Source organism: Maritimibacter alkaliphilus HTCC2654, assembly GCF_000152805.1.
GTDB classification, from domain to species: domain Bacteria; phylum Pseudomonadota; class Alphaproteobacteria; order Rhodobacterales; family Rhodobacteraceae; genus Maritimibacter; species Maritimibacter alkaliphilus.
In genome coordinates this window covers 1,968,724-1,993,269 of record NZ_CH902578.1, presented here as the reverse complement: position 1 = coordinate 1,993,269, position 24,546 = coordinate 1,968,724, and the positions used below count along the sequence as shown (strand labels likewise).

Genomic DNA, 24,546 nt, shown 5'->3' with positions numbered 1-24,546 from the left:
CCTACTCAGCCGACACCGGGGCCTGACCGCGATCCGCGAGGATACGCGCCTTCGCCGCCGGGCTTTTCCACGCGAAATTATCCGGCAGGCCCACACGCCGCGCGGCGCCCACGGCGGGGCTGTTCCTGGCGGGCACGGTGTTGGCCAGTTTGGCCGCCAGCCGCAGCGACAACCGTTGGGGGAGCGTCAGATCGAACTCGGCCCCCAACTCTAGCCGCTGCCGAACCTCGCCCGGCAACAGCCCGACCGCCGCGTTGGCGATGGCCACGTAAAGCCCCTTTGGCACACCGCGTGCGGCCTTGCCCGACTTGATGATCTCCAGAAAGTCGCGGTTGATCTGGTGCGGCTCGAACCGAGGGAGGAGCGACTGGCACATCGCCGCGAAATCCTCGGGCCTGCGGATCGGCGACTTGACGCCATAGAGTGTTACGACCGGCACGCTTTCCACGTAGAACTGGCACTTCTCGCCATAGCTCAGGGGCGTCACGTAACGGTCATAGGCCATCATGAAGCCGTAGGCCGCCGTGGCACTTACCCAATCTAGAAGCTCGACATCCGTGGCCGCATAGGCCTCACCTGCGGGCGTCTTGCCCGACACCCGCGCGTGCATGTTGTTCACGCCCTTGATGACGCGACGCGCGGCGCTTTCGGGGCCGTAGATCCCGACCATCGCGGCCAGCCCGGTGCGGCGCGAGCGGCCCAGCGGGTCGGTGGGGTAGACGGAATGATCCCAGACGCCGGACCTGATCCGGGCGTCCGCGAATTCGAGCAGAACGGCCGCCACCCCGCCGATGGCGAGCGAAATGGGGTTCTTGTAGACGGTCCAGGATATCGAGTCCGGCGCGCACAGCGCGGGCTCGCCCTTGGGTTCGGTGAAATCGAGATTCCAGCCGAGGTATGACTTCACAGGTTCCATAGGCCGCGTCCTCCGTTGTCGGCCATCGGTCCTTCCTTACCCGCCAGCTTCGGGGCAAGCGTCCCAACCGATCAAGGGTGACCCAAGGGCAAGCGCTGGACAGGCGCGGATTTGCAGCGTTGGATGATGCCATGACGATGCCCGATCATTTCTGTCCCGGCTGCGGCACGCGGCTCAGGGCCTTCGCACGATACCCTTGGCATTTCTGTAACGTATGCCGGGCGCGCGCGGTGGACGGACAGGGGCAACCGCTTGAATTCGCGAACGAAAGCCTGTCGGGCGGGTTCATGTTCCGACGCGCGGGCGAAGAGGATTGGACCGTGTGCGGCAGCGTGATCGCCCGCATCGACGGGCGGCGGGTGAAGGTGCACGAGGCGCGGTTCGGCGGCGTGGTCGCGGAGCCTGTGACCGAGGATATTCCGGGCCTCGCCCCCTATCGTCAGATCGACCTGACCCGCCCTTAACCTGTTTCCCCTAAACGTGAGAGCAGCCGCGACCGCCGCGTGCTATCATGGCAGCATGGACCGGAGCCCGACGCGGGACGGTCATACCATCGCGCCGCCTTCGGTCCGCTCGTGCACGGACTTGAGGAGGAAGCCATGCCAAAGACCATCGGAAATCCACTGTCCTTCGGGATCGGGGCGCTCGGGCAGGGGGCGCGCAGCGTCGAACACGGGATCGAGACCATCGGCAGTCACGATCTGACCATGCCCGTGGTCCGCAAGATCACGCTCGCCGACCTGCGCATCGCGCTGAGGCGTGGGGTGGCCGACTTCGCGGCGTTTCGCACCGACGTCATGTTCCTCGTCATCGCCTATCCCATTGTCGGTCTGCTGATCGCCGGGTTCGCCTTCAACGCCGCGCTCGCCCCGCTTCTGTTCCCCATGGCCGCCGGGTTCGCGATCCTCGGCCCCGTGGCCTGTGTCGGGCTTTACGAGATGTCGAAGCGGCGCGAGATGGGGTTGGCCGTGACATGGGGTGACGCCTTTTATGCCGCGCGCAGCCATGTGGTCGGGCCGATGCTGACACTGGCGCTTTACCTCGTGCTGCTGTTCACCGTCTGGGTGTTCTTCGCGGACATGATCCACGAGGCGACGATGGGGGCGGCGGTTCCGGCGAGCCTGACCGCCTTCGCGACGGACGTGTTCACCACCTCCGGTGGCTGGCAGATGATTGTGATCGGTATGGCGGTGGGCTTTGTCTTCGCGCTCGTCACGCTGGTCACGACCTTCGTCGCCGCGCCCATGCTGGCCGATCGCCCGGTGGGAATGCCTGTGGCCATCGCCACGTCGATCCGTGCGGCCCGCGAAAACCCGGTGCCCGTGCTGGTCTGGGGTCTGATCGTCGCCGTGCTTCTGGCGCTGGGGTCGATTCCGATGTTTCTGGGTCTCGTCGTCGTGCTGCCGATCCTGGGCCATGCGACATGGCACCTTTACCAGCGGCTCGTCTTCTGGCCGGGTGAGGCTCAGGCGTAGGTCGGGTGGAATTTCCCTGCGGGCGAGAGCGTGAAGATCTCGCACCCGTCCGCGGTGATCCCGATGGAATGCTCGAACTGCGCCGACAGGCTCTTGTCGCGCGTCACCGCGGTCCAGTCGTCGGCGAGCACCTTGGTTTCGGGACGACCCAGATTCACCATCGGCTCGATGGTGAAGAACATGCCTTCCTGAAGGATCGGCCCAGTGCCGGGGCGACCGTAATGCAGCACGTTGGGCGGTGCATGGAACACCTGTCCCAGCCCGTGGCCGCAGAAATCGCGCACCACCGACATGCGGTTCTTTTCGACGAAACTCTGAATGGCGAAGCCGATGTCGCCGAAGGTGTTGCCCGGCTTGGCCGCTTCGATGCCCAGCATCAGCGCCTCATGCGTCACGTCCACCAGCCGCTCGGCCTTGCGCGGCATCTTGCCCGCGACGAACATGCGCGACGTGTCCCCGAACCAGCCGTCCACGATCACGGTGACGTCGATGTTCAGGATGTCGCCATCCTTGAGCTTCTTGTCCGACGGAATACCGTGGCAGACCACATGGTTGATCGAAATGCAGGAGGCGTGTTCATAGCCCTTGTAACCGATCGTGGCCGAGGTCGCGCCGGCTTCGTTCACCATCGCCTCGATCGCCGCGTCCAGCTCGCCCGTCGTCACCCCCGGCTCCACCAGCGGAATGACCCGGTCGAGGATCTCCGCCGCCAGTTTTCCCGCCTTGTGCATCCCCGCGAAATCCTCGGGTTCGTACAGGCGGATGCCCTCTCGGGTGATGCGGGTCTTGGTATCCAAAGGATGCTCCATGCGTGGTTTGGCCTCTAAATAGGCAGAAACGGCGCGGGACACAACGGATGCGGCGCCTTGCGCGACGCCGGGCCGCCACTTAGGCTCGCTGTATTCGTATCCACGGCATTTCAGAGGAATCCCATGCGCATTTTCCTGCTTTCGCCCGTCTTGCTGGCCGCAACGCCGCTTTTGGCCGATGCCTGTCTGGACGAGGTAAAGGCGATGTATCTCGAAGACGGCGGGGTGTTCGACCCGGCCTTCGACATCCAGCATCAGGAAGTGACGTTCAACCGGATGCCGGACGGCACCGAACAGATCGTCGTCACCGCGCGGTGGCAGGCCCCCGATCAGGTGATTTCCGCCTTCCCGGATGGCCGGTTCATGCTGCTCTGGGGGCAGGATTTCTACGACGGCTCGTCGTGGGACGGGCCGTGGACCGATACCGGGTCGGACAATCCTTATGACGCGATGGAATTCGCCCGCGACATGAACGCATCCTCCGCCGCCAGCATCACCGAGGCGAGATGCGACGGTGAGGTCGAGGTCGAGGGACGAACGCTCCTGCGCTATGCCTATCGCGTGCGCACCGAAACGGCGGGCGGTCAGTCGTGGTGGGAAAGCGATCAGGTGCTCTATATCGACCCGGAAACCGGGCGAATGGCCATCAACGAAGAACACAACCTCATGGAAAGCTGGGCGCCGGAGCCGAAGGACTACGTCAGGGTGACGACCGCGGACTACGGCACCGACTTCGCCATCGCCGCGCCGGAGGGTTGATCGGCGCTAGGCCCAAGGTGGCGTGAACGGGAGCCGTTTTCCAAGCGTGACACCGCCGGGCGTGATCCGACAGCCATAGGCGAGCGGCTCGACCCCGGCCTCCAGCGCGGACCGCACGGCGTCGGCATAGGTCGGGTCGATGTCCCCCGCGATCGTCACCTCGCGCGCATCGGTGCGCTGGACGAGGTAAAAGATCACCGCCCGGTGCCCGGATCGCGCCATCTCGGCCAGATCCGCCATGTGTTTGGCGCCACGCGCCGTCACGCTGTCGGGAAACTCGGCAATCCCCGGTTCCCGCAACAGGGTGACGGATTTGACCTCGACATAAGTATCGGGCCCCGCGCCGGTCAGCAGGAAATCGACCCGGCTGTTCTGCCCGTATTTCACCTCGGCCCGCACCATCGGCGCGACCAGTTCCGGCACATCGCCCGCCATCAGCGCGGCCTTCAGCATCCGATTGGGGAGCGACGTATCGACCCCGGTGAAATGCCCCGTGTCGTGCTCGACCAGCCGCCAGCCGTATTTCAGCTTCTTCTTCGGATCGTCGTTGGGTTCCAGCCAGATCCGGCTCCCCGGTTCCGCCAGCCCCATCATCGAGCCGGGATTGGCGCAATGGGCGGTCACCTCGGTCCCGTCCGCGAGCAGGCAATCGGCGAGGAACCGTTTGTATCGCTTGACGAGTGTGGCGGGGATCAGGGTCGTCGGGAAGTTCATGAATCCTTCTGGACCGAAGGCACGTAGGACACAAGGTCGGGTTGATTACGCGACCGTTCTTCTTCTCTGTTTCAGGAAACCTCGGGGGTTTGGGGGCAGAGCCCCCAACCGGGTCGCCGGGCACAGCCCGGCGACATCCTTTACTCGCCGCAATCCACCGCGATCTGACAACCGTGTCCGTCGAACCCGACCAGAAACCCCGGCGCGCCCCGCCGCCACGGGGTCGGCGCGTCAGGGATCAGGCGCAGGCCATCCACGGCCCCGCAGGCGCCTTTCGCCTCGCGCACCTGCCAGCCCTGCGCCATCGCGATGTCGATGACCGCATCGCGCCGCGTGCAGCCGCCCAGCGTGGCCGCCGCATGGTATTCGGACAATTCCCGGTAATACTCCAGCCGCAACTCGGCGCGTTCCTTGTCGAGCCAGGATTTCGCGCCGATCAGCCCGACGACGCCCATTGCGCCGAGACCGACGAGGCGCCTAACGAGGGCGAGAGGGTTCACGGTCGCCCACCGCCTCGCGCCAGTGCTTGCGACACAGGCTGACGTAGCTTTCGTTGCCGCCGATCTGCACCTGTGCGCCCGCGGTCAGCACGTTGCCCTCGCCATCCTGCCGGATGACCATCGTCGCCTTCTTCCCGCAGTGACAGATCGTGCGCACTTCGCGCATCTCGTCGGCGAGGGCGAGAAGGGCGGCGGAGCCGGGAAAGAGATTGCCCTGAAAATCGACGCGCAGGCCGTAGCACATGATGGGCACGCGCAGATCGTCGACCACGCGGGCCAGTTGCCAGACCTGATCTTCCGACAGGAACTGCGCTTCGTCGATGAACACGCAAGCGATGTGGCCCTGCGCCAGTCGTGCCTCGATCTTGGCGAACAGATCCTCGCCCGTCTCGAACGTGTCCGCGTCGGAGCCGATCCCGATGCGCGACCCGATCTGGCCCTCGCCCGCCCGATTGTCGAAACGCGCGGTGATGAGGTAGGTGTCCATTCCCCGTTCGCGGTAATTGTGCGACGCCTGCAAGAGCAGCGTCGATTTCCCCGCGTTCATCGTGGAGTAGTGGAAGTAAAGCTTCGCCATGAGATCGGATTAGCCCGCAGGCCCCCGGCGTTCAAGCGCGCTTACCAGCCCCCGCGCATATGGTCGAAGAGCGGCTTGTTCGGGCACAGGTTCGGGGCTTCGCGGGCGCCGCCGGAATGGTCGTCCAGCCACATCGCGCAGCCGTCCGGATCGTTGCAGGACTTGCACCGCTCGACCGCACGGTCAAGCTGGCGGCGAGTCACGATATGCGCGTCGTATTCGACCCCAAGGTCGAGGCTCAGAGTTTCGGCCATGCGGGCCATGGCGCTGGGTGTGCGGGGGCGGTCCAGATAATCTCTCATAACAATGTCCTCCACCGCCGATCATGCGGATTCGCCACTCACTAACCTTGATCCATGACAAATCGGGCTGGCAAATCCCGGCAAGGGGCGTAGGCTGAAGCCATGTTTACAATCGAACACGACTTCGACGCGACCGTCATCACCCTCGTGGACGAGGGGGAAGAGGGCGTCTCGCATCTGAAAGAAGACGTCACGATCAACGCCTTCGAGGATTGCGTCACGATCGAACAACTCGAACCGACGACGGACAGGGTGCAGGTCGTCACGCTGTCCATGGCGCAGTTGCAGGATCTCGCGGCCGCGCTCGACCTGCCCGAAGGCGTCTATCGGCTGGCCCGGACCGAGGACGTTCAACGCTAGGTGTGCGCCCGACGTTCAGTCGATCCGAAACACCTTGTCGCGTGACGTGGCGCCGCGCACCAGCGTCAGATCCGACTTGGCGACGCCGAGCGCATGGGCCAGCAGCTTCACCACCGCCGCCGTCGCCTTGCCGTCCTCCGGCACCGTGGTCACGCTGACCTTCAGGTGCCCGTCCTCATCCACCGACACGGCGTTGCGCGACGCTTTCGGCGTCACGCGCACGGTCAGTTCGGACCCCGGCACCGCCAGATAAGCCAGTTCACCCTTCTTCATGCCGTCTCATCCCCGATCCGAGGACGCGGGACAACAGCCCATTTTCGCCCGTGCTGTTGACGTGGACGTGAAAAGTGCCGACATGCACCGGGACGGACAGGAGACCTTCATGCCAGACAAGAACCCGGCGGCGCTCGATTTTCTGCTGACGCGCCGCTCCCGCCCGGCCAAGACGCTGACCGGCCCCGTGCCGGATCGCGAAGAGCTCATTCCGATTCTGACCGCCGCCGCTCGGACGCCCGATCACGGCAAGCTGGAGCCTTGGCGTTTCATCGTGCTGGGCAAGCCCGCGCTGACCCGTCTTGCCGATGCGGTCGGCCCGCGCGGGGCCGCGCTGGGCATCGAGCCCGATAAGATCGAGAAATCCTATCGCCAGTTCGCCGATGCCGATCTGGCCGTCGCCGTCGTCTATTCCCCGGTCGAAAGCCCCAAGGTGCCCGAGGTCGAGCAACGCTATTCCGCGGGCGCCGTCTGCCTGTCGCTGCTGAACGCCGCTTTGGCCGCCGGTTGGGGCGCCAACTGGCTTTCCGGCTGGCCCAGCCACGACGCCGAGTTTGTTCAATCGGGTCTCGGCCTCGCCGCGCATGAAAGCATCGCGGGCTTCATCCATATCGGCACGGAGACCAGCGCGCCGCCGGATCGCCCGCGCCCGGACCTGTCCAACATCGTGGCTTGGGTGGACGCATGATTCTCGACGATTTCTTCAAGGCGCTGGGCCAGCTTGGCGACCGCCGCTTCCGTAAAGTCCTGCTTCTGGGCATCGGCCTGACCATCGCGCTCCTCGCGGTCATCACCGTCGCGCTCGTCTGGGTGGCGGGGCTTTTCCTGCCCGAAGTCGTCACACTTCCCTTCGTGGGCGAGGTCGCTTGGCTCGACTCGGTGGCAAGCTGGGCCATCGTGGGCCTCATGGTGATCCTGTCGCCTTTCCTGATGACGCCCGTGTCCATCGCGTTCATGGGCATCTTCCTCGACGAGGTGGCGGATGCGGTCGAACAGAGACACTATCCGAACCTTCCGCCCGCCCATGACGTGACCATCCTCGACGGGTTGCGCGATGCGGCGAGCCTGATCCTCGTCACCATTTTGCTCGGCATCCTCGCCTTCGGGCTGTCGTTCTTCATCGGCCCGCTCGCGCCGGTTCTGTTTTGGGTGGTGAACGGCTATCTGCTGGGTCGCGAGTATTTCCAACTCGCCGCCATGCGGCGTGAGGGCAGGGCCGGGGCCAACCAGCTTCGCCGCAAGTTCAACGGTCAGGTCTGGCTCGCCGGTATCCTCATGGCGATCCCGCTCACCGTGCCGATCCTGAACCTTTTGATCCCGGTCATGGGGGCCGCGACCTTCACGCACCTGTATCACCGTGTGACGGGCCGCGCCGCTGGCTGACATTCGGCGTTTCGCGCCGGTTGCATCCGGCCCCGAAGCGCCCAAACTGCCGGTATGAGCGAAATCCTTCACGACTCGATGCCCGCAGACGCGGTATCGCACCCGTTGCCCGGAACCCGGCCCCTTGCCGCGGGTGACTGGCTGCGCCGCGACGAACGCTTCGCCGAGCAGATGGCCCTGCGGGATGACTTGGTCCTGCACCGGCGCGATGACGTGATCGCGCTACGCCCGGAAGGGGCGGCGCCAGCGCGCGAGGTGCTGGAGGTCGTGTGCCACGAACTCGGGATCAACGGCGACACATACGACCGTCCCGATGGCGTGACCGTCACCGTCGACAAGTCCGACCCGCTCGCCACCCTGGGGCGGCTCTGTCAGGAGGATTTCGCGATCATGGTCGCGGGCGAGTCCGAACACTGGCTCGCAGGCGGGGTGATCTGCTTTCCCTCACGCTGGACGCTGGCGCAAAAGATCGGGCGACCCCTCACCGCCATTCATACGCCGGTCGAAGCCTATGATGACGGAATGGCGAAACGGGTCCAGCGGCTGTTCGACTGCGTGCGCGTGGGTCAGCCGCTCGTGCGCTGGAACAACCTGTCCTACCTTGTCGGTGACCTGCACAACCCCAAGCCGGAGTTCACGCCGGAACCGCCCGGCGAGCCGCGCCGGTTCCGCCGCCGCGAACGTCAGATCCTCGTGCGTCTGCCCGAAACCGATGCGGTGGTGTTTTCGATTCACACCTATCTGGTGCGGGCCTAGTTCGGCACCCGCTCGCCAAGGTAGTTGTTCCAGTCGAGCATATCGACGGTCACGATCCCCGACAGGATGATCGCCACGACGCCGATCCAGATCGGAACGGCGAAAAGCGTGGTCATCAGCATCGTGCGACCGAGGCGGAAGTTCGACGGCGCACCCTCATGCGTGCCGGGCACCACGTCACCGTCCTCGGCCTGCGTGCGCATGATGATCGGCAGGACGATGAACAGGGTCATGAACCAGATCACGACGAGAAGGACGGCACTGCCGGTGATGGACATCAGACCTGCTCCAGCTCGATCAGGCAGCCGTTGAAGTCTTTGGGATGCAGGAACAGCACCGGCTTGCCGTGGGCGCCGATCTTGGGTTCGCCGCTGCCCAGCACGCGCGCGCCGTCGGCTTTCAGCTTGTCGCGGGCGGCAAGGATATCGTCGACCTCGTAGCACATGTGATGGATGCCGCCCGACGGGTTCTTTTCCAAAAACCCCTTGATCGGGCTGTCTTCGCCCAACGGGTAGAGCAATTCGATCTTGGTGTTCGGCAATTCGATGAACACGACCGTCACGCCGTGGTCCGGCTCGTCCTGCGGATCGCGCACGGTCGCGCCCAGCGTGCCGCGATACTGCGCCGCGGCGGCGTCCAGATCCGGCACGGCGATGGCCACGTGATTCAGGCGTCCGATCATGTCTCTCTCCCTCGTAAGCGTCGGTTCCGCTTATGCCCAAGGGCCGCAGGGCGCGCAAGGCTCCGGCGAAAACGTCGCATCAGACCTTCGTGTTAACCGCCTGTTCACCGAATCAATGCGTGACTGTCGGGTGTAAGGAGGGCGCCATGCTCGATGATCTGTTTCCCGTTCAGCCGAAACCCACGGCCGCCAAGCCGTTGTCGGGGATGACCGTGCTCGTGGTCGAGGACAGCCGTTTCGCGTCCGAGGCATTGCGCCTGCTCTGCGTTCATTCCGGGGCGCGGGTGCGCCGGGCCGATTGCCTGACCTCGGCGCGTCGCCACCTCAAGGTCTACCGCCCGAGTGTCGTGATCGTGGACCTTGGCCTGCCCGACGGGTCGGGCGAAGACTTGATCCGCGAACTCGACACCGCGATGCCGCGCGTGCCGGTGATCCTCGGCCTGTCCGGCGAACCGGATGGCGAAGACACGGCCCGCGCTGCCGGTGCCGATGGGTTTCTGGCCAAGCCGGTCAAAGGACTCGGCGCGTTCCAGATCGCCGTTCTGAACGCGCTGCCCGAGGCGGATCGCCCCATGGGCTTGCGCATGGTGCCGTCGGACGAAGTGCACCCGGACGATGCCGTGCTGGACGAGGACATTCTGAACGCCTGTGACCTGCTCGCGGCCGCGCGGTCGCGTGAAGACTACGACTATCTCGCGCATTTCCTGCACGGGCTGGCCCTCTCAGCCCATGACGGGGAACTGACCGCAGCGGTCGAAGCGATCCGGGAGGACCGGATCGACGAGGTCGAGGCGCTGCTGCGCAGACGTCTTGGCGTGGCCGAGGGCTGATCAGCGCCTGAGGGCCGGGTCGGAGGCCACCCGAACAAGCGCGGTCAGATCGGCCAGACGTTCCTTCTGCCGACCGTCACGGTCGAAATTGGCCGGGTTCAACCAGACACCGAACGCCTCTTTCAAGGCGGGCCATTCGCTGTCGATCACCGCGAACCACGCCGTGTCGCGATTGCGCCCCTTCACCACCATGTGCTGCCGGAACACGCCCTCGTAGCTGAACCCGAGCCGCTGGGCGGCACGGCGCGAGGCGAGGTTCAGCGCGTTGCACTTCCATTCATAGCGCCGATAACCGGCCTCGAACGCCCATTGCATCAGCAGGAACATGGTTTCGGTCGCGGCGGGCGTGCGTTGAAGCTCCGGCGAGAAGGTGATGAACCCGACCTCGATCGACCCGGCCTCGGGCGATATTCGCAAGAGCGAGCAGAACCCGACCCACTTGCCGCGCTGAACGTCGCGGATCGCGAAGAAATACGGATCGTTCTGCGCGGTCGCGTCGCGCATCCACCGATGAAAGGACGACGACGAGGCGAAGGGGCCGACGGGCATGTAGTCCCACAACTCATCATGGCCGTCGAAGGCCCGAAACAGGTCGGCGGCATGTCTTGCCGCGTCCAGAGGTTCGAGCGACACGAACCGCCCGTTCATTGTCAGCCCGTCCGGGCGGGGCGGTGCGGTCCAACCGGTGACCTCGCGCCCCAGGTTCTTTTCGTCAGCCATGAAACCCTTGGAATATTAACCATTTTCTAAGGGGTATTGTGGAATGACTGCCCCTGTAAATCCCCCAAAGCGTGCCAATTGCGGCACCGGGGTTGCGCATTTCTGCCCCAATCGGGCGGCAGGTTGACGATACAGACGGACAAGGTGGTTCACAGGCACCGCGTCCGCCATGGTCAGGAGAGAATGATGCAAAACGTGTTCGAACGCTTCACCAACCAGAAAGAAGGCAACGCCCTTGTGGACTGGGCCGTTCTGTTCACGGGTCTGGCGTTGATGGTCACGTCGATTGCACTGACGCTGTCGCATGGCCCCGACACGGTTTCGTCCGAAGCGGACGTCCCGGCGATCGTGGAGCAGATGGCCGGCTGACAGCACGAAAATTCGAGGGACGGCGGCGCGGCTTGAAAAAGGTCGCGCCGTTTTTCGTTTCGTAACGTCGCAATCGGGAACCCGCCTGCGCGCGATCGCGTTATCCGCCCAACGACGATCAGCCACGTAAAGGACGAGCCATGCCCTCGATCTACGACGCCATCATCGCGGACCATGAAAAGCACCGCGACCTGCTGGATAAAATCGCCAATACCGAAGGCGACAGCCCGGAACGCCGCAAGGCGTGGAACGCGTTCTATTGCGACATCAAAAGCCACTCCGCCGCCGAAGAAGAAGAATTCTACTCCAAGCTCATGGCCGAGACCTGGGGACAGGACGCCGCCCGCCACTCGGTCGCGGAACATCACGAGATGGACGAAATCGTGGAAGAGCTGAACGAGATGGACATGTCGTCGCCCGGCTGGCTGACCCGCTTCAAGACGCTCAAGCACGACTACGAGCATCACATGGAAGAGGAAGAAGACGAGGTCTTCACCCGCGCGAAAAAGGTCGTCGGCGAAGAAGATAACGACGCCTACGGCCAGCGTTTCCTTGATCGCAAGGAAAAGGAACTCGGGCTGGTCCAGAAGAAAAAAGAGGACCACCTCGAGGATTGAGGTCTAAAGGTGCACTTCAATCGGAGACGCCCGCGCATTGCCGCGGGCGTTTCTCGTTTCAGAACCGGAACCCCGGCGGATAGTCGTGCAGCCCGTCGAAATCCGCCTTGCCGATGTCCATGCCGCCCTGCCTGAGCACCGCGAACCCGATCGACAGGTGGAACATGAAATTGGGTATCGCGAACAGGTTCAGGTAATCCGCCCCGCGCTGGTCGAGATCCGCGAACCCTGCAAGGTGCCTGATGCGCCGCGCTTCGGCCCCCTCGAACGCCGCCGGGTCCATCGTCACCAGCCGCTCATGCGCGAAATCGATCCGGGTCAGAATGCCCTCACGATCCATTGCCGCGCTCGGGAACTCCGGCACCGGCTCACCGATCAGCGGAAAGGTCCCGCGCAGCGAAAAGCCAGCCGCCGTCGCGAATTGCTGGGCCGCCGAAAACATATCCGGGGCGAGCTTTCCCTCCAGCAGTTCCGGTCGCCCGCGACAAGCGGACACCAGCCCGCGCGCCTGTTCGAGGTAGTGCAGGAAAACCGGCACCGAAGCCTGATAAAGCGCCGGTGCCGCCATGTCAGTCTTTCGGCTGCTCGATGACGCGCAGCGACAATTCGCGAAGCTGCTCGTTCGTCGGCTCAGACGGCGCGTCCATCATCAGGTCTTCGGCGCGCTGGTTCATGGGGAACATCATGACCTCACGGATGTTCGCCTCGTCGGCGAGCAGCATGACGATCCGGTCGATCCCGGCGGCACAGCCCCCGTGCGGCGGGGCGCCGTATTGGAACGCAGTGGCGAGACCGCCGAAGCGTTTCAGCACCTCGTCCTGCCCGTAACCGGCTTTCTCGAACACGCGGAACATGACCTCGCGCTTGTGGTTGCGGATCGCACCCGAAATCAGCTCATAGCCGTTGCAGGCGAGGTCGTATTGATAGCCCAGCACCGCCAGCGGATCGCCGTCGAGATCGTCGAGGTTCTGCGGCATCGAGAACGGGTTGTGCGAGAAATCGATGTCGCCGGTTTCCTCGTCATTCTCGTACATCGGGAAGTCGACGATCCACGCGAAGGCGAAACGGTCCATATCGGTGAGGCCAAGCTCTTCACCGATCACGGTGCGCGCCTTGCCTGCCACGCGTTCGAAGCTTTCGGGCTTGCCGCCGAGGAAGAACGCCGCATCTCCGACGCCAAGGCCAAGCTGCTGGCGGATCGCCTCGGTACGCTCCGGACCGATGTTCTTGGCGAGTGGCCCTGCGGCTTCCATGCCGTTGTCGCCGTCACGCCAGAAGATATAGCCCATCCCCGGCAGGCCCTCTTTCTGCGCGAACGCGTTCATCCGGTCGCAGAATTTGCGGCTGCCGCCACCGGGCGCCGGGATCGCGCGAATTTCGGTCCCGTCCTGTTCAAGCAGTTTCGCGAAGATCGCGAAGCCCGACCCTGCGAAATGTTCGCTGACGACCTGCATCTTGATCGGGTTGCGCAGGTCCGGCTTGTCGGTGCCATACCACAGCGCCGAGTCGGCGTAGCTGATCTGCTCCCACGTCGTGTCGACCTTGCGGCCACCGCCGAACTCTTCGAACACGCCCTGAATGACCGGCTGGATCGTGTCGAAAATATCCTGCTGCTCGACGAAACTCATTTCGAGGTCGAGCTGGTAGAAGTCGGTGGGCGAGCGGTCGGCGCGCGGGTCTTCGTCGCGGAAGCACGGCGCGATCTGGAAATACTTGTCGAAGCCCGACACCATGATGAGCTGTTTGAACAGCTGCGGCGCCTGCGGCAGAGCATAGAACTTGCCGGGGTGCAGGCGCGAGGGCACGAGGAAGTCGCGCGCGCCTTCGGGCGAGGAGGCCGTGATGATCGGCGTCTGGTATTCGCGGAAGCCCTGATCCCACATCCGCTTGCGCATCGACGCGATCACGTCCGAGCGCAGCGTGATATTGCGCTGCATCTCCTCGCGGCGCAGGTCGAGGTAACGATAACGCAGGCGGGTTTCTTCAGGATATTCCTGATCGCCGAACACCATGAGCGGCAGTTCCTGCGCGGCGCCCAGCACTTCCATGTCCTGAATGAACACTTCGATCTCGCCGGTCGGCAGCTTCGGGTTCACGAGGCTGTCGTCACGCGCCAGAACCTTGCCGTCGATGCGGATACAGTATTCCGAGCGGAGTTTCTCGACCTCGGCAAAAACCGGGCTGTCCTCATCGGCCAGAATCTGCGTCACGCCGTAATGGTCGCGCAGGTCGATGAACAGGACGCCGCCGTGGTCGCGCACGCGATGCACCCAGCCCGACAGGCGGATGGTATCGCCCACGTTGGCCTTGGTCAGATCGGCACAGGTGTGGCTGCGATAGGCGTGCATGATGGTCCCTCGGGGTCGATTTCAGTCCGGGCCGATACACCTTGCGGCGGGGGTGAAGTCAAGCCCGACAGGGGGAAATGCACCGGAGTGGGAACCTTTGTGCGCAAAGGAACCTTTACAGAACAGACATTTTTGCCAAACATTAACGTGTGAGGCGGCGTTTCGGGTGGGATCTTTCCCGACGACGGAACCGTTGCGGGAAAGAGCAGACACGCGATTTGGGAAGCCGGCGGGAAAGGCGCCGGCCAATCAGGGAGCCTGCTATGTGGACTGCTTTGCTTGACGTCATGCTGAAACATTTTTTCCGGCATGGCACACTTCACGTCACGATGCCCGACGGCACGTCGCACCGGTACGGGTCGGGTTCGCCGGAAACGCATGTGCGGGTCCGCGACAAAGGCATCATCAAGGACTTGGTGTTGAACCCCGAGCTTGCCATTGGCGAAGGCTATATGGACGGCCGGATCGAAATCGACGATCTGCGCGGGTTCTTCGCCGTCGCGATCCCGGCGATCTACAAGGCCGAGCGGCCGTGGTTCCAGAAGCCGCTGGATGTCACCAAGCAGATGTTCCGCAAGCTCGCGCAGTCCAACAGTCTGCTCAAGTCGCGCTCGAACGTGTCGCATCACTATGATCTGTCCGGTGAGCTTTACGATCTCTTCCTCGATGCCGACCGCCAGTATAGCTGCGCCTATTTCGCCCGGCCCGACATGACGCTGGACGAGGCGCAGGAGGCGAAGAAGCATCACATCGCGCACAAGCTGCGGATCGAACCGGGCATGAAAGTGCTCGACATCGGCTGCGGCTGGGGCGGCATGGCGCTGACGCTCGCACGCGACTACGGCGCGCATGTGGTCGGTGTGACGCTGTCGAAGGAACAGCACGCCATCGCGGTGAAACGCGCCCAAGATGCGGGGCTGTCCGACCGGATCGACATCCGGCTTCAGGATTACCGCGACGTGACCGAGTCGTTCGACCGGATCGTGTCGGTCGGCATGTTCGAGCATGTGGGCGTCCCCTATTACGACCAGTATTTCGGCAAGGTGAAGGATCTGCTCAAGGATGACGGCCTCGCGCTGATCCACACCATCGGGCATGTGGGGCCGCCGAATTACTCCGACCCGTGGATGGTGAAATACATCTTCCCCGGCGGCTATTCTCCGGCGCTGTCCGAAATGGTCGCGCCGATCGACAAACACTACCTCGTCCTTCAGGATATCGAGGTGCTGCGCACGCATTATTCCAAGACGCTCGGTCACTGGCACGACCGTTTCATGGAAAAAGCCGACAAGGCCCGCGCGCTATACGACGACCGCTTCGTGCGGATGTGGCGCTACTACCTGCTGGCGATGGAGGCGGCGTTCCGCGATGGATCGCTCCTCGTCTATCAGGTGCAAATCGGGAAAACCTTCACTGCGGCGCCGATCACACGCGATTATCTGTATCCTTACGAGGGCGAGGTGTCGGACAAGGACGCTTACGCGAAGGCGGCTGAATAACCGCCCGTTAACCGCTTTTACCTGTGCCCACTCGCGTCTAAGGTGCACGCCGACAGACAGACGCGAGCGGGACAATCAATGTTTGCAGGTATGCTCAGGCGCATGGTTCAGCGCCTCGTCACCGACGGTGACCTGACCATTTCATGGCCCGACGGGGTGCGCGAACGCTACGGCGATGCCACCGGCACACCTGTCCATCTGCGCATCACCGATGCCGGGCTCATGAAGCGCCTGATGCAGAACCCCGAACTCGCGCTGGGCGAGGGGTATATGGAAGGTGGGCTGACCGTCGATGACGACGATCTCACCGGCTTTCTGCGCCTCATTTCGCGCAACGTGCGCAAAAACGGGTCGGGCCGGTTCTCGGCGGCGGCGGCGGGCGCGCGCACCGGGCTGCGACGGATCGCCCAGCACAACCCGCTTTCGGTCGCCAAGCGCAACGTCGAAGTGCATTACGACCTGCCGACCGAACTTTACAAACTCTTCCTCGATCAGAACCTGCAATATACCTGCGGCTATTTCCGCGAACCGGACATGGACATCGACGCGGCCCAGATCGCCAAGATGGACCACATCGGGAAAAAGCTGCTGATCGAGCCGGGGATGCGCGTGCTGGACATCGGGTCCGGCTGGGGCGGGCTGTCGATCCACTTGGCCAAGACCTTCGGCGCGCAGGTCACGGGCGTGACGCTGTCGAAAGAGCAGCTGGCCGAAGCCGAAAGGCGCGCCGAGGCCGCAGGCGTCGCGGACAAGACCGATTTCCGCCTGATGGATTACCGCCATCTAGACGGAACCTTCGACCGCGTCGTCGTGGTCGGCATGATGGAACACGTGGGCCAGCCGCAATACCCGGTCTTCATGAATCAGATTTCCAAGGTGCTGGCCCCGGACGGCGTCGCGCTGGTCCACACCATCGGGCGCACCACGCCGCCTGGCCAAACCTCGCCCTTCATTCACAAGTATATCTTCCCCGGCGGCTATATCCCGGCCATGTCCGAAGTCATGTCGGTCGTCGAGAAAACCGACCTGCTGCCAACGGATATCGAGGTCTGGCGCGACCACTACATCCGCACCATGCAGGCGTGGAAGGCGCTGTTCGAGGAGCACGTGGACACTGTGCGCGAGATGTTCGACGACAGGTTCGTCCGCATGTGGCGTTATTACCTGACGGCTTCCGAGATGAGTTTCTCTGAGCTTGGGCTTGTCATCTTCCAGTTCCAACTGGCACATAATCAGCACGCCGTTCCGACCAATCGCGAGTATCTTTATCCATGACCCGTGACGCCCTGATTGCCGCGCTGATCGCCGGGGTCTGGGCCGTCGCCATCGTCATGCTGAACTGGGGGTCGTGGAAGATCGACCTGTCCGCGATCTACTATGCCGCGCGGTCCTTCGGCGAAGGCCTACCCGCTTTGGTTTATGACGCGGGGCCGCGCCCCTTCCTGACCGACCCGCCGGTCGAGTGGATGAACTGGGCGCAGGGGGAGGGGTTCTCGGCCCCGCAGTTCACGCCCTATCTCTACCCGCCGCTCTGGGCCGCCGCACTTGCGCCTGCCGCCACCTCGGTCGGCGCTCAGGTCTTTTTCGACATTTCGCTGGTGCTGAACGCTGCCGCGACGGTTTGGATGGTGTGGCTCGCCTGGCGGCTGATGCGCCCGATCCAGATCGGCCCGGTGGGCTGGGCGCTCCTGTCCTTCGCGCTGATGATCGCGACCGCGCCGGGGTACATGGCGTTCTGGTTCGGTCAGCCGCAGGTGATCGTCTCGGCCTTCATCCTCGCCTCGTTCGTGGCGCTGGCCGAGAAACGCGACATCCTTGCTGGTGGGTTCCTCGCGCTGGCGGCGATGGCCAAAATCTCGCCCGTGCTGCTGGCGCTCATCTTCATCATGGAGAAGCGGTGGACGGCGCTCGCCAGCTTCGCCGTTTTCATGGCTGTCCTGTTCCTCGCCTCCATCGGCACCGCCGGATGGGTGCTGCACCCCGAACTCGTCGCCAAACTGGCCGCAATCGAGGCGCAGATTCTCATCAGTCCGCTCAACGTGTCGCTCGAACAGGCGTTCTACTATGCCCGCTATATGCTGACGGGCGAGGGCGACCTGACCGTGCGGCCCCACATGGTGCCGGAAACCGCGTGGATCGCCTGGCTGACCCGTGGCTTTCTGATCGCGGCCACGGCGGCGCTCTGGTGGGGAACCCGCAATCTCGCCCTTCGGCTCAGGCTCTGGACCGGGCTCATGGGCCTCGTCCTCATTACGTTGCTCGCCAATCCGCTGGGCTGGGTCCACTACCTGATCTTGCCGTTGATCCTGTTACCGGGCCTGATCGAAGTCCTCCCGCGGCGCATCGCGATCCTCGGAATCGCCCTGATCGCACTGCCCCTCAGCCTGCCGGTGTTCATCTATTTCGGCGATACGCGCGGCATTGGCCTGCTCCCCGTCCTGCTCAACACCGGCGCGACGCTCGTCATGCTGGGCTTCGTGGTGCTTGCGGCCCGGCGCGAAGCGAACCCATAGGGGATTTTCAAGAAACCCCCCTTGCCCCCGAACGCCTCGTGTCTATAACCCACGACAATTTGCGGACCGGGCCACCCGGGCGCCGCTGGCCCTTTGCCGAGGTGACGTCATGCCGAAAAGAACCGACATCCAGTCCATCATGATTATCGGCGCGGGCCCCATCATTATCGGGCAAGCCTGCGAATTCGATTACTCCGGGGCGCAAGCCTGCAAGGCGCTGCGCGAAGAGGGTTACCGCGTCATCCTCGTGAACTCGAACCCGGCGACGATCATGACCGATCCGGGTCTGGCCGACGCCACCTACATCGAACCGATCACGCCCGAGATCGTCGCCAAGATCATCGCCAAGGAAAAGCCCGACGCGCTTCTGCCTACGATGGGCGGGCAGACCGGGCTGAACACCGCTCTGGCGCTTGCCGACATGGGCGTGCTCGAAGAACACGGCGTTGAACTGATCGGCGCCAAGCGTGAAGCCATTGAAATGGCGGAAGATCGCAAGCTCTTCCGCGAGGCGATGGATCGTCTGGGCATCGAGAACCCGCGCGCCACCATCGTCACCGCGCCCAAGAAAGCCGACGGCAAGGCCGACCTCGAAAAAGGCGTTCAGATCGCGCTCGAAACGCTCGAGGAAATCGGCCTGCCCGCGATCATCCGCCCGGCCTTTACCTTGGGCGGCACCGGGGGCGGCATCGCCTATAACCGCGAGGAATACATCTATTACTGCCGCTCGGGGATGGATGCCTCGCCGGTGAACCAGATCCTCGTCGACGAGTCGCTCCTCGGCTGGAAAGAGTTCGAGATGGAGGTCGTGCGCGACAAGGCCGACAACGCCATCATCGTCTGCGCCATCGAAAACGTGGACCCGATGGGCGTCCACACCGGCGATTCCATCACCGTCGCGCCCGCGCTCACGCTGACCGACAAGGAATACCAGATCATGCGCACGCACTCGATCAACGTGCTGCGCGAGATCGGGGTGGAAACCGGCGGCTCCAACGTCCAATGGGCGGTGAACCCGGAAAACGGCCGGATGGTCGTGATCGAGATGAACCCGCGCGTGTCGCGCTCGTCCGCGCTGGCGTCGAAAGCCACGGGCTTTCCCATCGCCAAGATCGCCGCGAAACTGGCCGTCGGCTATACGCTGGACGAGCTCGACAACGACATCACCAAGGTCACGCCCGCGTCGTTCGAGCCGACCATCGATTATGTCGTCACCAAAATCCCGAAATTCGCCTTCGAGAAATTCCCCGGCTCCGAGCCGGCGCTGACCACCGCGATGAAATCGGTGGGCGAGGCGATGGCGATCGGCCGTACGATCCACGAATCGCTGCAAAAGGCACTCGCGTCGATGGAGTCGGGCCTCACCGGTTTCGACGAGGTCGAAATCGAGGGCGCGCCGGACAAGGCCGCCGTCATCGCGGCGCTATCGAAAAAGACCCCCGACCGGATGCGCACCATCGCGCAAGCGATGCGCCACGGCCTGTCGGATGACGAGATTTTCGGCGTCACCCAGTTCGACCCGTGGTTCCTTGCCCGTATCCGCGAAATCGTCGAGGCCGAGGATCGTGTGCGCCACGACGGCCTCCCGGTGACGGAAGAGGGGCTGCGCGCGCTCAAGATGATGGGCTTCTCCGACGCCCGCCTCGCGATCCTCACGGGCCGCGACGAAGGTCAGGTGCGCCGCGCCCGCCAAAACCTCGGCGTCAACGCCGTGTTCAAGCGGATCGACACCTGCGCCGCCGAATTCGAAGCGCAGACGCCCTATATGTATTCGACCTACGAAGTCCCGATGATGGGCGAGGTCGAATGCGAAGCGCGCCCCTCGGACCGCAAGAAGGTCGTCATCCTCGGCGGTGGTCCGAACCGGATCGGGCAGGGGATCGAGTTCGATTACTGCTGCTGTCACGCCTGTTTCAGCCTGACCGATGCGGGTTACGAGACCATCATGGTCAACTGTAACCCCGAGACGGTTTCGACCGACTACGACACCTCGGACCGCCTGTACTTCGAGCCGCTCACCTTCGAGCATGTCATGGAAATCCTGCGCGTCGAGCAGGAAGCCGGGACACTTCACGGTGTCATCGTCCAGTTCGGCGGCCAGACCCCGCTGAAACTCGCGAACGACCTGTCAGCGGCGGGTATCCCGATCCTCGGCACCTCGCCGGACGCCATCGACCGCGCCGAAGACCGCGAGCGGTTCCAAGACCTCGTGAACAAGCTGGACCTGAAGCAGCCGAAGAACGGCATCGCCCATTCGGATGAGGAAGCCCTTGAGATCGCCGAAAGCATCGGTTTCCCGCTGGTGATCCGCCCGTCCTACGTTCTGGGCGGTCGCGCCATGGAAATCGTGCGCGATATGGACGGGCTCAAGCGATATATCCGTGACGCAGTGGTCGTGTCCGGTGACAGCCCGGTGCTGCTCGACAGCTACCTGTCCGGCGCGGTCGAGATCGACGTCGACGCGCTGTGTGACGGCAAGACCGTGCACGTCGCCGGCATCATGCAACACATCGAAGAGGCGGGCGTCCACTCCGGCGATAGCGCCTGTTCGCTGCCGCCCTATTCCCTGTCCGACGAGATCATCGACGGGCTCAAGGCTCAGTCCGAGGCGCTCGCGCTGGAGCTTGGCGTCGTCGGTCTGATGAACGTCCAGTTCGCAGTAAAGGATGGGGAGATCTACCTCATCGAAGTGAACCCCCGAGCCTCGCGGACCGTGCCTTTCGTGGCGAAAGCCGTGAACTCGCCCATCGCCTCGATCGCGGCGCGCGTGATGGCGGGCGAGACACTGGACAAATTCGACCTGATCGACCCGCTGATCGACAAATATGCGGTGAAAGAAGCGGTCCTGCCCTTCGCCCGCTTCCCCGGCGTCGACACGCTGCTTGGCCCCGAAATGCGCTCGACCGGCGAGGTGATGGGGTCGGACAAGAGCTTTGCCCGCGCTTTCCTCAAGGCGCAGCTTGGCGCGGGCACGATGCTGCCCACCGAGGGCACCGTGTTCTTTTCGATCAAAGACGCCGACAAGACCGAAGAAATGGTCGAGACCGCCCAAATCCTGCGCGACATGGGCTTCACCATCATGGCCACCTCCGGCACCGCCAAGTTCCTGAACGACGCGGGCATCGAAACCGAGGTCGTGCGCAAGCAATACGAAGGCGGGCGCACCATCGTCGACATCATGAAGGATGGCCTCGTCCAGCTTGTGATGAACACCACCGAGGGCGCGCAGGCGGTCGAGGACAGCCGCACCATGCGTTCGGTCGCGCTTTACGACAAGATCCCCTACTTCACCACGGCGGCGGCAAGCCACGCGGCGGCCCGCGCGATGCAATCGCGGCTCGAGGGCGAGTTGGAGGTGGAGGCGCTGCAAAGCGCTTGACGCCGATCAAGTCGGGAAAACGCAAAAGGGGCGGCCTTGAACGGGCTGCCCTTTTTTCGTGCCTGAATGCGCGGCGTTAACGAATTCGCGGTCGGAGAGTGACTCAAATCATTGAAAGTAAAAGTTTTCATTCGCACTAGGATACTAGAATCCTAGTATTCTAGTATCCTGAACCAGACCGCCCGCACCCCACGCCTTTCCACCGCGCCCCCCACGCCGCACACCCAAAATGTCGGTTTATCCTGAGCGGATGTCGCGCCCCTCCTGTCACGCCGCGCCCGTCCCGTTATGCTTGCCCCATGTTCATCTCGGTATTCGACATCTTCAAACGCGGCATCGGCCCCTCGTCTTCTCACACGATGGGCCCGATGGTGGCCGCTGTCCGCTTTCTCGACGCCCTGCGGAGCGACGAACGCATCCCGGGCGCGGGCGACATGGCCGGTCTTCGCGTCAGCCTGCACGGCTCGCTCGCCTGGACGGGCAAGGGGCACCATACGGATCGTGCGGTGATCCTGGGCCTGCTCGGCGAGCGGCCCGAGACGATGAACCCGGACCGGGGCGACGCGCTGATTGCGCAACTCGCCAAGTCGCGAAGCCTCACCCCCGAGGGCCTGCCGCCGCTCAGGTTTGACCCTGAATCCGACGTCGAATTCGACTTCGGCCCGCCGCTCGAACACCACGCCAACGGCATGATCTTCCGGGTCTTCGACGGGGCGGGAAACCCTTACATGACCACCGCCTATTTCTCGGTCGGCGGCGGTTTCGTCATGACCGAGGCCGAACTCACCGCCGAACACTCCACCTCGCTGTCCGACCGGAAACGCGCGCTGGGCTATCCCTATCCCTTCGGCTCCGCCGCCCAGATGCTCACCATGGGCAAGCGCGCGGGGCTGACGATCGCCCAGATGAAGCGCGCCAACGAAGAGGCGAACGGGATCGCCGATCTCGACGCGGGCCTCGACGCGCTGGCGGACGCTATGATGGACTGCATCGACCGGGGCTTCGCGAACGAGGGCATTCTGCCGGGCGGTCTGAACGTGAAGCGCCGGGCGAAGAAGCTGCACGACGAACTGACCGCGACGAAATTCTCCAACCGCAACGCCCCGCATGTGGTGAACGACTGGATTTCGGCCTACGCCATGGCGGTGAACGAGGAAAACGCCGCCGGGGGCCGGGTCGTGACCTCGCCCACGAACGGTGCCGCCGGCACGCTCCCGGCCGTGCTGCGCTACTGGCGCGATCACATGGCGGACGAGGTGACGGATGAAAAGCGGCGGGACTTCCTGCTGACCGCCGCCGCCATCGGGGGGCTTATCAAGGCCAACGCTTCGATTTCAGGGGCCGAGGTCGGCTGTCAGGGCGAGGTCGGATCGGCCTCTGCCATGGCCGCCGCCGGTCTGTGTGCGGCCCTTGGGGGCACGAACGAACAGATTGAAAACGCAGCCGAAATCGCGCTGGAACATCACCTCGGCATGACCTGCGACCCGGCCAAGGGCCTTGTTCAGGTGCCGTGCATCGAACGCAATGCGATGGGCGCGATCAAAGCGGTGTCCGCGGCTTCCCTCGCCCTGCGCTCGGACGGCGAACACATCCTGCCGCTCGACAATTGCATCCGCGTGATGATGGAGACGGGCCGCGACATGGACGTGCGCTACAAGGAAACCTCGCAGGGCGGTATCGCGGTCAACCTGCCGGAGTGCTGAGGCTTGCCAGACCCCGGCGCACTGCTACCCTTGGACGCGTATTTCCAAGGAGCCATGCCATGATCCCTCGACTTGTTCTCGCCGCGCCCTTTGCGCTGATCGCCAGCCTCGCTGCCGCCGACGTCACGGGCAGCTACACCGCCCAAGGGCGCAACCCGGATGGCAGCGCCTATTCCGGTGCGGCCGAACTGGTGCAGGAGGATGGGTTCGTTTCGATCCGCTGGACCATCGGGGGGCAGACCTACACCGGGCAGGGGCCGTTGAGCGGCGATGTCGTGACGATCGATTGGGGCAGTTCGGCCCCGCTGGTCTACGTCATCATGCCGGACGGCGAGTTGCACGGGACATGGGCGGACGGCACCGCGCTCGACAAGCTCATCCCGCGCTGACTACGCGGCGACGAGAAACCCCGAGAACGCCTCGTAATCCGCCGCCGCCTCGGCCCGGATGATGGCACGGGTTTCGGGCTTGAGATCGCGCATCTTGAGCGGCTCGTGTGACACGACCTGCGCGGGCGGCGGGAGCGTGATGCGCCGCCCGGTCATGCAGGACAGATCGGACACCACGTCGCCAAGCCGGCCTGCATCGTAGATGTGGTCATAGGCGCCAAGGTCGGGTCCGGTGAACACCATCTGTTTCATCGCGTGATGTTTGATCGCGAAGGAGGCCGCGCGATAGCGGTCGAGGTTCTGGAAGAAAAAGTCCGGGTCGGGCCGCGTCGGCATGTCGATCCGGCCCCGCCGCACATCGGCGGCATAGGCGAGCACGTCACGCCCGAGGATCAGGTCCGTATAGACGGCAAGCAGGCGCTCGATCGGGTCGCGGATGACGGTGAACCGCCAGAAGTCGGCCGAGCGGGCGAAGGTCTCGGAATTGAAGCGGCGGGTCGGCATGTGATTGTGGACCCAGGCCGGATCGTCGGCCTCGGGCAGGGTCTTGCCAAGCGTCGCCAGAGCGGTCTTGACCACCGTGCTGCCCGCTTTCGGCACCGGCGCATAGGCCAGCTCGAACTCCTCGAAATCCACCATCGGATGATCCTCGTCTTTCCCTTCGCAAACACGG

Annotated in this window: 29 protein-coding genes; 16 read left to right on the top strand and 13 right to left on the bottom strand. The window is 64.0% G+C overall.

All coding sequences use genetic code 11. The annotated features are described in order from the left end of the window. Position 1 precedes the first annotated feature (1 nt). Complete coding sequence (locus RB2654_RS10765; RefSeq protein WP_008331342.1) at positions 2-916, bottom strand: oxygenase MpaB family protein; 915 nt, start codon at positions 914-916, stop codon at positions 2-4. 131 nt (positions 917-1,047) lie between these two features. Between RB2654_RS10765 and RB2654_RS10760 the strand changes: the two genes are divergently transcribed. Together RB2654_RS10760 and RB2654_RS10755 are read left to right on the top strand one after the other, a co-directional pair. Further along, the gene (locus RB2654_RS10760) at positions 1,048-1,380 is read left to right on the top strand and encodes a hypothetical protein (protein WP_040884724.1); all 333 of its coding nucleotides are present in this window, start codon (positions 1,048-1,050) and stop codon (positions 1,378-1,380) included. A gap of 135 nt (positions 1,381-1,515) precedes the next feature. After that, positions 1,516-2,391: a DUF2189 domain-containing protein gene (locus RB2654_RS10755; protein WP_008331339.1), complete on the top strand. Its 876-nt coding sequence runs from the start codon at positions 1,516-1,518 to the stop codon at positions 2,389-2,391. Here the strand turns inward: RB2654_RS10755 and map are convergent. Beyond that, entirely contained in the window at positions 2,382-3,200 is an 819-nt protein-coding gene (gene map, locus RB2654_RS10750; protein ID WP_008331338.1) for a type I methionyl aminopeptidase, read from the bottom strand. The genes RB2654_RS10755 and map overlap by 10 nt on opposite strands. Before the next feature lie 123 nt (positions 3,201-3,323). On the opposite strand from map, the gene RB2654_RS10745 reads away from it, so the two are divergent. Next, positions 3,324-3,959, top strand: coding sequence for a hypothetical protein (locus RB2654_RS10745; RefSeq protein ID WP_008331337.1), 636 nt, complete (start codon positions 3,324-3,326; stop codon positions 3,957-3,959). Positions 3,960-3,965: 6 nt separating this feature from the next. On the opposite strand, the gene sfsA is transcribed toward RB2654_RS10745, so the two are convergent. From sfsA to RB2654_RS10725, 4 genes are all read right to left on the bottom strand, one after another. Next, a complete protein-coding gene (sfsA, locus tag RB2654_RS10740; RefSeq protein ID WP_008331336.1) occupies positions 3,966-4,673 on the bottom strand; it encodes a DNA/RNA nuclease SfsA in 708 nt (235 codons plus the stop codon). Positions 4,674-4,813: 140 nt separating this feature from the next. After that, positions 4,814-5,173 (bottom strand): hypothetical protein, encoded by a 360-nt coding sequence (locus RB2654_RS10735; protein WP_148912454.1) that lies wholly within the window; start codon positions 5,171-5,173, stop codon positions 4,814-4,816. After that, positions 5,151-5,750 carry a thymidine kinase gene (locus RB2654_RS10730; RefSeq protein WP_008331333.1) on the bottom strand — a complete coding sequence of 200 codons (600 nt, stop codon included), beginning with the start codon at positions 5,748-5,750 and terminating at the stop codon, positions 5,151-5,153. The genes RB2654_RS10735 and RB2654_RS10730 overlap by 23 nt, the downstream gene beginning before the upstream one ends. Positions 5,751-5,791: 41 nt before the next feature. After that, positions 5,792-6,052 carry a DUF6455 family protein gene (locus tag RB2654_RS10725; RefSeq protein ID WP_040884722.1) on the bottom strand — a complete coding sequence of 87 codons (261 nt, stop codon included), beginning with the start codon at positions 6,050-6,052 and terminating at the stop codon, positions 5,792-5,794. A 102-nt stretch (positions 6,053-6,154) separates the two neighbouring features. On the opposite strand from RB2654_RS10725, the gene RB2654_RS10720 reads away from it, so the two are divergent. After that, entirely contained in the window at positions 6,155-6,412 is a 258-nt protein-coding gene (locus tag RB2654_RS10720) for a DUF8831 family protein (RefSeq protein WP_008331330.1), read from the top strand. A 15-nt stretch (positions 6,413-6,427) separates the two neighbouring features. On the opposite strand, the gene RB2654_RS10715 is transcribed toward RB2654_RS10720, so the two are convergent. Next, on the bottom strand, positions 6,428-6,685 hold the full coding sequence (locus tag RB2654_RS10715) for a DUF167 domain-containing protein (RefSeq protein ID WP_008331328.1): 258 nt from the start codon (positions 6,683-6,685) through the stop codon (positions 6,428-6,430). A 109-nt stretch (positions 6,686-6,794) separates the two neighbouring features. Here RB2654_RS10715 and RB2654_RS10710 point away from each other — a divergent pair, with 109 nt between their 5' ends. Genes RB2654_RS10710 through RB2654_RS10700 form a run of 3 tightly spaced genes read left to right on the top strand, consistent with a single transcriptional unit; the run spans position 6,795 to position 8,824 of the window. After that, the gene (locus RB2654_RS10710; protein ID WP_040884720.1) at positions 6,795-7,373 is read left to right on the top strand and encodes a nitroreductase family protein; all 579 of its coding nucleotides are present in this window, start codon (positions 6,795-6,797) and stop codon (positions 7,371-7,373) included. Next, positions 7,370-8,068: an EI24 domain-containing protein gene (locus RB2654_RS10705; RefSeq protein ID WP_008331324.1), complete on the top strand. Its 699-nt coding sequence runs from the start codon at positions 7,370-7,372 to the stop codon at positions 8,066-8,068. Before RB2654_RS10710 ends, RB2654_RS10705 begins: the two co-directional genes overlap by 4 nt. Positions 8,069-8,122: 54 nt before the next feature. Further along, positions 8,123-8,824: a heme-dependent oxidative N-demethylase family protein gene (locus tag RB2654_RS10700; RefSeq protein ID WP_008331322.1), complete on the top strand. Its 702-nt coding sequence runs from the start codon at positions 8,123-8,125 to the stop codon at positions 8,822-8,824. On the opposite strand, the gene RB2654_RS10695 is transcribed toward RB2654_RS10700, so the two are convergent. Further along, the gene (locus RB2654_RS10695; RefSeq protein WP_008331320.1) at positions 8,821-9,102 is read right to left on the bottom strand and encodes a DUF1467 family protein; all 282 of its coding nucleotides are present in this window, start codon (positions 9,100-9,102) and stop codon (positions 8,821-8,823) included. The genes RB2654_RS10700 and RB2654_RS10695 overlap by 4 nt on opposite strands. Then, positions 9,102-9,506, bottom strand: a complete 405-nt coding sequence (mce, locus tag RB2654_RS10690) for a methylmalonyl-CoA epimerase (RefSeq protein ID WP_008331319.1) — start codon at positions 9,504-9,506, stop codon at positions 9,102-9,104. The genes RB2654_RS10695 and mce overlap by 1 nt, the downstream gene beginning before the upstream one ends. Positions 9,507-9,652: 146 nt before the next feature. On the opposite strand from mce, the gene RB2654_RS10685 reads away from it, so the two are divergent. After that, positions 9,653-10,336, top strand: coding sequence for a response regulator (locus tag RB2654_RS10685; protein ID WP_008331316.1), 684 nt, complete (start codon positions 9,653-9,655; stop codon positions 10,334-10,336). Here RB2654_RS10685 and RB2654_RS10680 read toward each other — a convergent pair whose 3' ends face one another. Continuing rightward, a complete protein-coding gene (locus tag RB2654_RS10680) occupies positions 10,337-11,056 on the bottom strand; it encodes a GNAT family N-acetyltransferase (protein WP_008331315.1) in 720 nt (239 codons plus the stop codon). 186 nt (positions 11,057-11,242) lie between these two features. Between RB2654_RS10680 and RB2654_RS10675 the strand changes: the two genes are divergently transcribed. Then, on the top strand, positions 11,243-11,425 hold the full coding sequence (locus RB2654_RS10675) for a hypothetical protein (protein WP_148912455.1): 183 nt from the start codon (positions 11,243-11,245) through the stop codon (positions 11,423-11,425). Positions 11,426-11,565: 140 nt separating this feature from the next. Further along, complete coding sequence (locus RB2654_RS10670; RefSeq protein WP_008331311.1) at positions 11,566-12,042, top strand: hemerythrin domain-containing protein; 477 nt, start codon at positions 11,566-11,568, stop codon at positions 12,040-12,042. 58 nt (positions 12,043-12,100) lie between these two features. Here RB2654_RS10670 and RB2654_RS10665 read toward each other — a convergent pair whose 3' ends face one another. Next, a complete protein-coding gene (locus tag RB2654_RS10665; RefSeq protein ID WP_008331310.1) occupies positions 12,101-12,610 on the bottom strand; it encodes a DUF1993 family protein in 510 nt (169 codons plus the stop codon). A gap of 1 nt (position 12,611) precedes the next feature. Then, a complete protein-coding gene (gene aspS / locus RB2654_RS10660) occupies positions 12,612-14,390 on the bottom strand; it encodes an aspartate--tRNA ligase (protein WP_008331308.1) in 1,779 nt (592 codons plus the stop codon). A 263-nt stretch (positions 14,391-14,653) separates the two neighbouring features. Here aspS and RB2654_RS10655 point away from each other — a divergent pair, with 263 nt between their 5' ends. The 6 genes from RB2654_RS10655 to lfb1 all read left to right on the top strand — a co-directional run bounded on the left by RB2654_RS10655 (position 14,654) and on the right by lfb1 (position 23,873). Next, positions 14,654-15,889 carry an SAM-dependent methyltransferase gene (locus RB2654_RS10655; protein ID WP_008331306.1) on the top strand — a complete coding sequence of 412 codons (1,236 nt, stop codon included), beginning with the start codon at positions 14,654-14,656 and terminating at the stop codon, positions 15,887-15,889. A 78-nt stretch (positions 15,890-15,967) separates the two neighbouring features. Continuing rightward, the gene (locus RB2654_RS10650; protein WP_040884717.1) at positions 15,968-17,164 is read left to right on the top strand and encodes an SAM-dependent methyltransferase; all 1,197 of its coding nucleotides are present in this window, start codon (positions 15,968-15,970) and stop codon (positions 17,162-17,164) included. Further along, positions 17,161-18,402: a glycosyltransferase family 87 protein gene (locus tag RB2654_RS10645; protein WP_008331302.1), complete on the top strand. Its 1,242-nt coding sequence runs from the start codon at positions 17,161-17,163 to the stop codon at positions 18,400-18,402. Before RB2654_RS10650 ends, RB2654_RS10645 begins: the two co-directional genes overlap by 4 nt. Positions 18,403-18,511: 109 nt before the next feature. After that, positions 18,512-21,781, top strand: coding sequence for a carbamoyl-phosphate synthase large subunit (gene carB / locus RB2654_RS10640; RefSeq protein ID WP_008331300.1), 3,270 nt, complete (start codon positions 18,512-18,514; stop codon positions 21,779-21,781). A gap of 299 nt (positions 21,782-22,080) precedes the next feature. Beyond that, complete coding sequence (locus RB2654_RS10635; RefSeq protein WP_008331298.1) at positions 22,081-23,484, top strand: L-serine ammonia-lyase; 1,404 nt, start codon at positions 22,081-22,083, stop codon at positions 23,482-23,484. Between the two features lie 59 nt (positions 23,485-23,543). After that, the gene (gene lfb1, locus RB2654_RS10630) at positions 23,544-23,873 is read left to right on the top strand and encodes an LIC10280 family protein (RefSeq protein WP_008331297.1); all 330 of its coding nucleotides are present in this window, start codon (positions 23,544-23,546) and stop codon (positions 23,871-23,873) included. Here the strand turns inward: lfb1 and RB2654_RS10625 are convergent, their stop codons facing one another. Then, complete coding sequence (locus tag RB2654_RS10625; protein ID WP_008331296.1) at positions 23,874-24,512, bottom strand: sulfotransferase family 2 domain-containing protein; 639 nt, start codon at positions 24,510-24,512, stop codon at positions 23,874-23,876. Positions 24,513-24,546 lie beyond the last annotated feature (34 nt).